This is a genomic window from Bacillus methanolicus PB1 (assembly GCF_000262755.1).
GTDB lineage: Bacteria > Bacillota > Bacilli > Bacillales > Cytobacillaceae > Bacillus_Z > Bacillus_Z methanolicus.
On the sequence record NZ_AFEU01000001.1, the window covers coordinates 570453 to 581868 of the forward strand.

The following is an 11416-nucleotide window of genomic DNA, read 5'->3' on the forward strand; positions in this document are numbered from 1 at the left end:
CCTTCTTAAATGTGTGAATATTCACTCCCTATTGTATGTTCTATGTTGCTAAACATACAAAAATTAAATGTTTCGTTCAATGATCTTGCCATATTGTTGATAAAAGTCTTCTTCGAGCTTTGATTTTTGAAATGAATTTTCCGGTATGATGATTGTTGAAACACGATATGATCTTTGGCCAGCTTTTGTTAATGCCCCTGTTAATGAAAGCAAAGATAAATATTCCCAAACCGCAAAAGAAGGATGTCCTTTTTCAATTAATGGAAAATCCCGAACTTTAACGTGCTTTCTTTTTACCCTTGAGACAAAAGATGAGTAAACTTGATCAAAGGTAATCATATCACCCGGTTGGCATTTGCTTAAAATATCAATCCAAATATAACCTTGCCAAATAATTGGGGAAGTTTCAATATAAGGACTATGAAAGACAGGAAGGCCGATATGCGGAGGAAGATGTAAGACGTTTAAATAATTCTTGTAGATTTCTATTAGAAACGGATCAGAGAAGGCTTTCGGTCCCATGACAAGCTGCCGTTTAAAATTTTCAATTCCTTTTCTCCAATCAGAACATGAAAAAATTTTTTTCAATACTGGATAAATAATCTCATTTATAGAGGCTGTTGTGAGAGGGATTAAAGACAATGATACGATCGTGTTCCGTATGGAAAGTGGAACAATTGAGTGAAGAAATATGAATTGGCAAGTATTGGGACAAAAAAACGGAATGAACATGGTTCGGTCCATTTTTCTTAAGAAGAGATATTGAAAGCTTGAAAAAGAAGCAGAATTTTTTCCTTTGCGGTTTAGTTGATTTGCTCCTACTATCCATAAAGGAATGAAACCATTAACAATATAACTCTCCGTTCTTTTTCTCATGATTTCCTCCGGTATGGCCGAGCATTGAAATTCAATAATGTATTTTTTGTTGTCATAAATAAATAAGATGTCAGGCCTTTGCCTGATTTCCGGAAGATACGGCTCAAGATTTGGTTTTACCCCTTCCTTTTTTAGCCAATCATATAACTTCAGCTTGCCTGCTAAATGGTAATCTGATTCCCGTTCATAATAATCCCTTGTGCAAGACTGGTCCTTTTGATGGGCAAAGTGGGCGATCTTTTTTGAACCGATTTTTAAAATTACTTTTTGTTCACATACCGGGCAGTAAAACTCTTCCTTTTTAAAATTTTTGCGGATCCATTCTCGGTTCGTGCATTCTGCCAATGAAAATAACTCTCCGTTTTTTCTCCTGGCTGTCAGCAATAAAAAAACCTCCTTTCAATGAAGTATTTCGCTATTTTTTTAAAAAATCCTTTAAAAAACAAAGGGCTGACTCCCTCCTTTAGAGGGGTCTGACCCCGTTCTTTAAAGCAACGGCGACAAGAGCCTTGATGTCGATTCTAAAAGGCGATAACCAATATGGCGTTTATTAAATGTTTCCGGGTCAATCTGTGTTGAGTGTTCCAAATCATTCATGTACTCCCTTACCAGTGCTTGAGTGCTTCGAGTCCTGTACAGAAATGCATTGACTTCAAAATTCAAATGAAAGCTGCGCATGTCCATATTAGACGTTCCAATTGAAGCAAGCTCATGATCAACAATGATAATTTTGCTGTGCATGAATCCCTTTTCATATTGATAAATTTTTACTCCAGCTTCAAGCAGCTCAGGAAAATAAGATCTGGATGCATGAAAAACAATTCGTTTATCCGGTTTTTTCGGAACAAGCAATCTGACATCAAGGCCGCTTAATGCCGTAATTTTGATAGCGGAGAATATATCTTCGTCCGGGATAAAATATGGTGAAGCAATCCATACAGATTCTTTTGCTGATGTAATCATCGAAAAGAAGATATTTTTCAAAACGCTCCATTCATTATCTGGTCCTCCGGCAATCAGCTGAACACCGCCATGATTTTTTTCCTTGAGTTGAGGCGACAAATATTCAGCAGTCAAAAAACTTTTATTGGTCATATAATACCAATCCTGCAAAAAGATTAGCTGCAAAGTCCTGACCGCTTCCCCCTCGACCATTAAATGTGTATCGCGCCAAAATCCAAAATTCTCATCACGCCCTAAATACTCATCTCCTATATTCAATCCACCTACAAACCCTATCGTTCCGTCAATGACGATGATCTTGCGGTGGTTTCGGAAATTAAATTTACTATTTAAGAATGGAAGCTTTACAGGTCCGAAGGCAACCATTTCAACACCGTCGTTTCGTAGTTCTTTTATGTATTTTTTTGAAAGTTTCCATGACCCTACAGCATCATATAAAAATCGGACCTTAACTCCTTCTTTTGCTTTACGAATCAGGATATTCTTAATTTTCTGACCAATGTCATCATGACGGACAATATAATATTCAAGATGAATATGATGTGTCGCCTGTTCAAGCGCTTTTAGAATATGGTCGAAAGTTTCATGCCCGTTCGTTAAAACTTTTGTTGCAGTTGCAAAGGAAATTGGACTGTTTCCAAGTTTTTGCGCCAACCGGAAGAGTCTCTTTTGGTGAGCTCCCATTTGTTTAATTTTTTCTTCACTTTTCGGGTCTGTTTCCCCTTCAATTAGAAGAAAGGCTTTTTTATCAAGAAAATATTTTTTGCGGAACATTCTTTCTTTGCGATAGTTTCTGCCAAATAGTAAATAAAAGATAAATCCGACTAAAGGAAAACTGCCAAGTACAACCAGCCATGTAAGTGTTTGAGTTGGATGTCGGTTTTCCAGGAAAATAACAAATCCTATAAAAATGACAGAGAGACTGATCAATATGCTTAAGTAGCCTAATAACCCGCCTGATATTTTTTCCTGGAAGAAATAGTAAACACCACTTAAAATAATGAAATACAATATGATTCTTACTGTATTTTTCAACATAACTCACCGCCATTTTTTCCAGCCAAAATAAAATCAAAATATTCATGAAAAAATACCGATTTCATTGCCGAAATCGGTAAATTTAAGAAAAATATTGTCTGATTGTACGGAATACATCATGAGCGATAATCTGTTTTCCGTACTCTTCAATACGGTGGATAGTCGTATATGCCTCTGTTCCAAATTCCAGAAGAAAACTTAAAACATTATCTATCTCATCTTCTTCATACTCTTCTTCAGGAAATTCAATATATAAGTAATATATCCCTTCAAATGAATACAGTTTCGTTTCCAAAGAATCAAGTTTGGCATTGCGAGAGAGAGAAATTAAGTCCTCAAAATCTGCAAACGCCAGCAAAAAATCAAGATTGTCATCGTCCATTTCATCGTGGCTTTCTTCAAGCTTTGGATGAAAATGCTGGTCAAGAAGGTCTTCAATCCGTTCATCTACAGGGAGATCTCTAAATTTATCGTCCGGAATCGGCAATTCAAATTTTTGTCCGTCTTTCGAAAGCTGAGCTTTCGTGACAAGAATTTCAAGCCCTTTTTCAAGTGCTTGAACTTGAATCCAAAGCGGACCTTCCACTGCAAAATCTTCTTCCTGATGAATTTCATCCATCATTTCCCAAAAAAGTTCTTCGCTCCGCTCCCGGTTATACCAAATCTCTTCGCGGTCGAAGCCCCTTTCCTCTATATCTACATAAGAAATATAAAACTTTACGGTATTCTCATTTATACGTTCAATTTCCATTGGAAAACTCTCCCTTCCGATAAATAGATTGAAGGGACTAAATACCCCCATACAGACATATCGTTCATTTCTTTATATCCCTAAAGATAATCACTTTAGAGGTAAAAGGCAATAGATAAATTGCACCTTGTACTCCTATTTTATGATAAAAAGTGCCATAAGGGAAACAAAATGCAGCCGTATTAAAAAAATCCATCATTCACCTATTGAGGTTGATAATATATTCTTTGTATATTATCAAAAATATATGATGTAATCAATAAAATTTGCTCTTATCCGTATAAATAAAAAGAGGCTGACTCAAGCAAAGGGTCAGTCCCATCCCACAACATATATATTGTGTTTGCCGGAGGGAGTCAGACCCTGATGAGTCAGCCTCTTATCAATTAATTTACAAGGCGCTGTGCTTCACGAAGCTGGTAAGTGCGTACCTTTCTCGGTAAAAATCTGCGGATTTCATCCTCATTATAACCCACTTGCAAGCGTTTTTCATCCATAATTATCGGACGTCTTAACAAACCTGGGTTATTCTTTATCAGCACGAACAATTCCTGTAATGGCATTGTTTCCAAATTAACATCAAGTTTTTGGAACGTCTTTGACCTTGTTGAAATTATTTCGTCTGTACCATCTTCAGTCATTCGAAGGATTTCTTTAATTTCTTCGATTGATAAAGGTTCAGCAAAAATATTTCTTTCTCTATAAGGTATATCGTGTTCTTCAAGCCATTGTTTGGCTTTTCTGCATGATGTACAACTTGGTGAAGTGTATAATGTGACCATCAACAAATCACACTCCCTTTAAAAAAGATATATATTTACTAACCAATGTTGATAAAAGCAAAATACAGTGAGTTAATTAAAACTGATTAAAAATAAAAATTACTTTAATTAAGTAATTTATATCATTTATTATACACTACCGGCTGTTCGTTTTGTATCTTTTTTTTATAAAAATGACAAAAGTCTTATAAGTGTTTTATCACTGTATGTAATCTATACTAATAAGACGAAAAAGGAAGTAAAAAGTTTCATTTTTTGCTGCATTTATTTACTTTTTAATAATATTCAGCCAATAATAAGACATTTCTGTACAATTAAAATAAAACAGGCTTAATCCTTTCTTAATCATTTAATACCCGAATATATTATTTTTAAACTTTTTTCTCAATTGGTTCTTGAAAATGAAAATAAGGTTATAATTTGCCAATACTATGTCTGCTGGAAGTATTTGAGGCGTCCCCTCTTTTAATGGAAGCGTTCATCGTTTAAAATAAAAATAATGGGAATTTTTCTTAATATCCAACACAGACTAAACGGCCAAAATGAAATGGGAGGTCGAGCATGGTTAAATACCTGACTGATTTTACATTAGTAGCTTTACTTGTCATCGGAATAACGGCAATAATGGGTGTGTTCACAAATGGAATCGGCAAAAAATTTTTTGGCGGCAATCGTAAATCCGAACTTGCAGATCAATCTGCAAAAATGCAAACTGGATGGAAATCGATTGGAGGAAAAAAACGATAATTAATCCATGATCAACTTAGAAAGCGCATACACGGGCTGACTCAAATGGATCTGACTCTTCGGCAATGACAATATATACAATGGATTTATTAATATTTGGGGTTTGGCCCCGTCGGCTAATCAAGTTGTAAATATGTAAAAAACGGTCGAAATGCATGTAAAAGATTGAAAATTTATAATAGTATTTTTTATCAAATTGTTGTATTATTAATACAAACGTAAATACATTAACGGATAAAAGAAAATATTTCTTTGCACAGAAAGTCCAATTCTTTTCATCATTTTTCCTATTTGGATCGGTTTTACTGCTGTATTAATTAGGATTTAGCTAAATCCACCGAGAAACTTATGCAAACAGAAAACGATCTCAAACTTGAGATCGTTTTTCGATACCTGCTTACTTATTTTTTGATCTGTGCCTTATATTGCGCAAATTCTTTTTCAGAGCAGTAAACAAAATGGCCCGGACTTATTTCACGCATTTTAAGTTGTTCATCATCTGAATAATTATGAACTCTAGGATCATATGGTATTCTTCTCCGCGTCCTTTCGGTTTCCGGATCTGGAAGAGGGATCGCAGATAACAGTGACTTCGTGTACGGGTGCATCGGATTTTTATAAAGTTCATTTGCCGGTGCAAGTTCCACCAATTTTCCAAAGTACATAACACCGATGCGATCACTGATATATTTCACCATGGACAGGTCGTGAGCAATAAATAAGTACGTTAGTCCTTTTTCACGCTGAAGCTTTTTCAACAAGTTCACAACCTGTGCCTGAATCGAAACGTCCAGCGCAGAAATAGGCTCGTCCGCAATAATAAATTCCGGTTCTACAGCGAGAGCACGGGCAATTCCAATACGCTGCCTTTGGCCTCCGGAAAATTCATGCGGGTAACGGTTAGCATGTTCTTTGTTTAATCCAACGGTTTCAAGCAATTCATATACTCTTTGCATCCGCTCTTGTTTGTTTTTCGCTAAACCATGAATATCAATGCCTTCTGCAATGATATCCGCAACCGTCATCCTTGGATTCAAAGAAGCATACGGATCTTGGAAAATCATTTGCATTTTGCGGTTGAATTTTTTCAATTCTTTCGGTGATTTTTTTCCATGGACATTTTCGCCTTTAAAAAGGACTTCTCCTTCTGTAGCATCGTAAAGACGAATAATTGTCCGGCCGGTTGTTGACTTGCCGCATCCTGATTCGCCAACAAGGCCAAGTGTTTCACCCTTATAAATATCAAAAGTCACCCCGTCAACCGCTTTTACCATATTTGGTTTTCCAACATTAAAATATTGTTTTAGATTCTTTATTTCAAGAAGTTTTTCAGGCATATTACTTACCCTCCTTTACTATAATTGGCTTTTCAAAAGCGGAGGATATTTTGCGCATACGCTTCTTTACTGCTTCTGGCGGTTCAACCTTAGGTGCATCCGGATGAAGAAGCCATGTTCTTGCAAAATGCGTTTCTGAAATTTGGAACATTGGCGGCTCTTCTTCAAAATCGATCGCCAGTGCATACTTATTCCTCGGTGCAAAAGCATCTCCTTTAGGAGGGTTCGTTAAATCAGGTGGCGTTCCCGGAATAGCAGCCAGCTCTGCTTTCTCATCATTCTCAAGGCTTGGCATTGATGTAAGCAAACCCCATGTATACGGATGGCGAGGATCATAAAATATCTCATCAACAGTACCCATTTCGACAATTTGGCCTGCATACATTACTGCTACTCGATCAGCCATATTGGCTACAACGCCAAGATCGTGGGTAATAAAAATGATCGATGTACCCATTTTTTTCTGAAGGTCTTTCATAAGCTCTAAAATTTGCGCTTGAATGGTAACATCAAGTGCGGTTGTCGGTTCGTCGGCAATTAACAATTTTGGATTTGCTGCAAGTGCAATCGCAATCATCGCACGCTGCCTCATTCCTCCGGAAAATTCATGCGGATATTGGTTAACGCGTTTTTCCGGCATTGGAATCCCAACTAAACGAAGCAGTTCAATTGCACGTTCTTTTGCTTTGGAAGTCGGCATATTTTGATGTTTGATGAGAACTTCCATAATTTGACGTCCGACTTTCATAGTCGGATTCAAAGATGTCATAGGATCCTGGAAAATCATGCTGATTTCTTTCCCGCGAATTTTTTCCATTTGTTTATCTGTTTTAGAAACAATATCTTCGCCATTAAACAAAATTTGCCCGCCTGTAATTTTGCCGGGCGGCATCGGAATTAATTTCATTATCGTTTGCGATGTAACACTTTTTCCTGACCCTGATTCGCCAACGATTGCAAGAGTCTCGCCCTTATAAAGGTCAAAGCTGACACCGCGAACAGCTTTCACTTCTCCTCCATATGTCTGGAATGAGACTTCCAAATTTTTAACTTCGAGTAATTTTTCCATTTTCTCACTCCCTTATTTGCGTAATCTTGGATCTAATGCATCGCGGAGACCGTCCCCGATGACGTTAAAAGCAAAGATCGTTAAGCTAATAAGCGTTGCAGGGAAGAATAAACGCCATGGGTAGTATTTTAATGCCGGCAGACCTTCTGATGCCATCGTTCCCCAGCTGGCCAACGGAGGTGTTAACCCGAGACCTATAAAGCTTAAGAATGATTCTGTAAAGATAGCTGTAGGAATTGTCAATGTCATAGTAACAAGAATTTGACCCATTGCATTCGGAATCAAGTGGCGCATCATAATGCGTGATGTGCTTGCTCCCAACGTTTTCGCCGCAAGTACATATTCCTGGTTTTTTAGTGACAATACTTGTCCGCGGACGATCCGCGCCATATTAATCCAGCCGGTAATCGTTATGGCAAGAATCATTGTACCTAAACCTTGTCCTAACACTACCATTAAAATAATAACTAAGAGCAAATAAGGAACACCGTATAAAATATCGGCGATGCGCATCATTATTTCATCAGTGCGTCCGCCTTTATAACCGGAAATGCCTCCCCATATAACACCGATAAAAAAGTCGATAAGTGCCGCTGCCACTCCTATAAATAGAGAGATTCGTGCACCTTCCCATGCCCTGGCAAAAACGTCGCGGCCGAGATCATCGGTTCCGAACCAATGCTCTGATGATGGCGGTTTATTCGTATTCGTTAAATCGTTTGTTGCATAATCATATTCTGTCATATATGGTCCAAAGATTGCCATAAAAATAAGTAAAACCAAAAGTACGACTCCAAACATGGCAAGCTTGTTTTTTCGAAAGCGAATAAACACGTCTTTCCAGAAAGAAAGACTAGGTTTTGAGATTTTTTCTGCGTCTGATGTTTTAGGTCCAACAATTTGAAATTTCTCTTTTGATATCTGCTGCATTGTTACTCTCCTTTCTTTCCGCCGGCCAATTTGATACGCGGGTCAATTAAACTGTACAATATGTCGACAAGGAGAACAGACGCTAAAAGTAAAATACTGTAAAAGACAGTTACACCCATTATAACAGTATAATCGCGATTGGTGATGCTAAGGACAAAGTGACTGCCTAGACCCGGGATACCGAAAATCTGTTCGATTACGAAACTCCCGGTAATGATTCCTGCAGAAAGCGGTCCCAAATAGGAAACAACCGGTAAGAGTGCATTTCGGATTGTATGTTTCATCGTAATAACACCTTGGCTTAGACCTTTTGCTTTTGCAGTTTTAATATAGTCATTACTTAACACTTCCAGCATACTGGAACGTGTTAAACGGGCAATAAATGCCATCGGCGTTGAAGCAAGCGCCAATGCAGGCAAAACAGAATGCATAAATGATTCCCAGCGGGCAACAGGAAAAATCCCCATTTTAATAGCCAAAAAGTATTGCAAGAACGTAGCCATAATAAAAGACGGAACAGAGATTCCTGCAACAGCAATGATCATGGCTGAATAATCTTGCCATTTATTATGTTTCAGTGCAGCAATTACTCCTAATACAATACCGAATACAACTGCGATTAAGATTGCTTCAATTCCCAATGCCAGCGATACTGGAAAGCCTTCGTTTATTAAATCATTAACGGTGCGTGCTTTGTATTTAAATGAAGGACCTAGATCCCATTGAACAATTCTTTTTAGATAATCACCATACTGTACATACCAAGGTTTATCAAGTCCGTAGTGTTCATTGAGGCTCGCCTCAATTTCAGGAGGCAGCTGCTTTTCTGATGTAAAAGGGTTTCCTGGTGCTAATCTCATTAAGAAAAACGTTGCTGTAATAATTAACCATAAGGAAATTGCCATATACAGCAAACGTTTTGAAATGTATTTTGCCAAAAGACACACCTCCATTTTTTTCTAATAAGAGCTTTATTCAGAAACGAAGGTATATGGGCATAAAGCCCATATACCTTTGGTGATTTTTCATTCAATTTTGGTGATTATTCAAAATAAGCCCACTTTAATTGAACCTCGCCAAGACCAGACATCACTGCGTCTTTGAGGTTATCTTTTTGAACCCATGTGTTAGTGTAGAAATAAATTGGCGCAACAGGCATTTCATCGATAAAGATTTCTTCAGCATCTTTTAACATTTGAAGACGTTTTTCAGGATCTCTTTCTTTTTGAGAATCAATTAGGAGTTTCTTAAATTCAGCGTTCTCCCAGAATGTATTGTTGTTACCGCCATTTTTTTCGCGGTACAGCTCAAGGAAGTTGATTGGATCGTTAAAGTCACCCAACCATCCCATACGGCCGATCATGAAATCACCGGTGTGAAGTTTATCGATGTAAACATTCCACTCAGCATTGTCAAGAGTTACTTCAATGCCAAGGTCTTTCTTCCACATATCTTGGATCGCTTGAGCGACTTTTTGGTGTGCTTCATCTGTGTTATAAGAAAGCGTGATTGGCGGTAATTCAGAAACGTCTTTTAATCCTAGTTCTTTTAAGCCTTTAGCCAAGAACTCTTTTGCTTTCTTCACATCATGATCCTTGAAATAACCTTTTTCGTTTTCTTTGAACATGGAAGGAGGAACAGCTGCCATCGCAGGAATTTCTCCGCCTTGAGTAATGTTTTCTACAATTGCTTTACGGTTGATTGCATAAGCTAAAGCCTTGCGAATGTTTACGTTGTTTAAAGGCGTTTTTTCAGTTTGGAACTTATACCAATAAGTACTTGCAATTGGCTCCACATGGAGTTTTCCTTCATCCTTCAATTGCGGAAGAACGTCAGTCGGAAGCTCTCCAAATGGCTTACCTGCCCAATCCAAATCACCGTTATCAAACATAGAAAGCTCAGTATTAGGTTCGTTGATCATGTACATTTCAATTTTTTCAAGTTTTACAGCATCAGCATCCCAGTAATTTTCGTTCTTTTCAAGAATGATTTTGTCGCTGTGAGACCATTCCACCATTTTGAAAGGTCCGTTAGAAGTATATTGATCCCCTGCATCAGTATGCCACTTTGGATTTTTTTCAGCAATTTTGCTGTTTACAGGGAAATAAGTATAAAACGCTGTTAACTCCAGGAAGTATGGAGTTGGATTTTCAAGAGTAACTTCCAAAGTTTTGTCATCAATTGCTTTAACGCCTACTGCATCAAGGGAACCTTTGCCTTCGTTGGCAGCTTGTGCACCTTTTATGTAGTAGAGCTGATAAGCATATTGAGATTCGTTTTTAGGATCAAGAGCCCATTTCCAAGCATATACGAAGTCATGGGCAGTTACAGGGTCTCCGTTTGTCCATTTCGCATCTTCGCGAATCTTAAAAGTGTACTTTGTCAAATCATCGGATTTAGTGATTTCTTCTGCCATAGCAGGCTGAGGCTCACCATTTTTGTCGATACGAGTCAGTCCTTCAAAAGTTTGATATAACACGTTACTGGAAACTGAATCGTTTGCCAAACCAGGATGTAAAGAATACGGCTCTGTTTTGATGTTTACACGAAATTCTTGAGGCACATCCGGATTAGCCCCGCCGTCCCCTTTTTTGTCTTTGTCGCCGTCCGCACTGTCTCCGCCGCCGCATGCAGCGAGAAACATGCTCAAAACAAGCAACATGCTGAAAAAGATTGATAATCTTTTTTTCACGGTTTTACCCCCCCGTATAAATATTACGCAAACGCTCTTTACGATATGTCCTTCCTTCTCTAAACAACTGTACGCCTCAAGTATATTTCTTAAATAATCTGTCAATTTAAATCAATAAATTTTTGGGAATATTTAGAAATACACAAAAAAACAAGTTTATAATTTTTCTATCAATCATACTCTTTATCTGAAAAATTCAGAGTTAAATGAATGATCGATAGTTATAAACTG

The 11416-nt window shown here is 37.7% G+C and carries 10 protein-coding genes; 1 reads left to right on the forward strand and 9 read right to left on the reverse strand.

All coding sequences use genetic code 11. The annotated features are described in order from the left end of the window. Positions 1 to 63: 63 nt before the first annotated feature. From PB1_RS02665 to spxA, 4 genes are all read right to left on the reverse strand, one after another. Complete coding sequence (locus tag PB1_RS02665) at positions 64 to 1260, reverse strand: competence protein CoiA (protein ID WP_003350597.1); 1197 nt, start codon at positions 1258 to 1260, stop codon at positions 64 to 66. 102 nt (positions 1261 to 1362) lie between these two features. Then, entirely contained in the window at positions 1363 to 2874 is a 1512-nt protein-coding gene (cls, locus tag PB1_RS02670) for a cardiolipin synthase (RefSeq protein WP_034644842.1), read from the reverse strand. 85 nt (positions 2875 to 2959) lie between these two features. Continuing rightward, a complete protein-coding gene (gene mecA / locus PB1_RS02675) occupies positions 2960 to 3628 on the reverse strand; it encodes an adaptor protein MecA (RefSeq protein ID WP_003350599.1) in 669 nt (222 codons plus the stop codon). A gap of 386 nt (positions 3629 to 4014) precedes the next feature. Further along, positions 4015 to 4410 (reverse strand): transcriptional regulator SpxA, encoded by a 396-nt coding sequence (gene spxA / locus PB1_RS02680; protein ID WP_003350600.1) that lies wholly within the window; start codon positions 4408 to 4410, stop codon positions 4015 to 4017. Between the two features lie 561 nt (positions 4411 to 4971). Between spxA and PB1_RS02685 the strand changes: the two genes are divergently transcribed. Then, positions 4972 to 5157: a hypothetical protein gene (locus PB1_RS02685; protein ID WP_003350601.1), complete on the forward strand. Its 186-nt coding sequence runs from the start codon at positions 4972 to 4974 to the stop codon at positions 5155 to 5157. Between the two features lie 401 nt (positions 5158 to 5558). Here PB1_RS02685 and PB1_RS02690 read toward each other — a convergent pair whose 3' ends face one another. From PB1_RS02690 to PB1_RS02710, 5 genes are all read right to left on the reverse strand, one after another. Further along, entirely contained in the window at positions 5559 to 6494 is a 936-nt protein-coding gene (locus tag PB1_RS02690; RefSeq protein WP_003350603.1) for an ABC transporter ATP-binding protein, read from the reverse strand. 1 nt (position 6495) lies between these two features. Then, a complete protein-coding gene (locus tag PB1_RS02695) occupies positions 6496 to 7563 on the reverse strand; it encodes an ABC transporter ATP-binding protein (RefSeq protein ID WP_003350605.1) in 1068 nt (355 codons plus the stop codon). 12 nt (positions 7564 to 7575) lie between these two features. Continuing rightward, positions 7576 to 8493, reverse strand: coding sequence for an ABC transporter permease (locus tag PB1_RS02700; protein WP_003350606.1), 918 nt, complete (start codon positions 8491 to 8493; stop codon positions 7576 to 7578). A 2-nt stretch (positions 8494 to 8495) separates the two neighbouring features. Further along, on the reverse strand, positions 8496 to 9431 hold the full coding sequence (locus PB1_RS02705; protein WP_003350607.1) for an ABC transporter permease: 936 nt from the start codon (positions 9429 to 9431) through the stop codon (positions 8496 to 8498). Between the two features lie 104 nt (positions 9432 to 9535). Further along, a complete protein-coding gene (locus PB1_RS02710) occupies positions 9536 to 11185 on the reverse strand; it encodes a peptide ABC transporter substrate-binding protein (RefSeq protein WP_003350608.1) in 1650 nt (549 codons plus the stop codon). Positions 11186 to 11416 lie beyond the last annotated feature (231 nt).

Bases quoted from the DNA above. Each gene is read 5' to 3' on its own strand.
- PB1_RS02690 (WP_003350603.1), bottom strand. From the start codon at position 6,494: ATGCCTGAAAAACTTCTTGAAATAAAGAATCTAAAACAATATTTTAAT.
- PB1_RS02700 (WP_003350606.1), bottom strand. From the start codon at position 8,493: ATGCAGCAGATATCAAAAGAGAAATTTCAAATTGTTGGACCTAAAACA.
- mecA (WP_003350599.1), bottom strand. From the start codon at position 3,628: ATGGAAATTGAACGTATAAATGAGAATACCGTAAAGTTTTATATTTCT.
- PB1_RS02695 (WP_003350605.1), bottom strand. From the start codon at position 7,563: ATGGAAAAATTACTCGAAGTTAAAAATTTGGAAGTCTCATTCCAGACA.
- spxA (WP_003350600.1), bottom strand. From the start codon at position 4,410: ATGGTCACATTATACACTTCACCAAGTTGTACATCATGCAGAAAAGCC.
- PB1_RS02685 (WP_003350601.1), top strand. From the start codon at position 4,972: ATGGTTAAATACCTGACTGATTTTACATTAGTAGCTTTACTTGTCATC.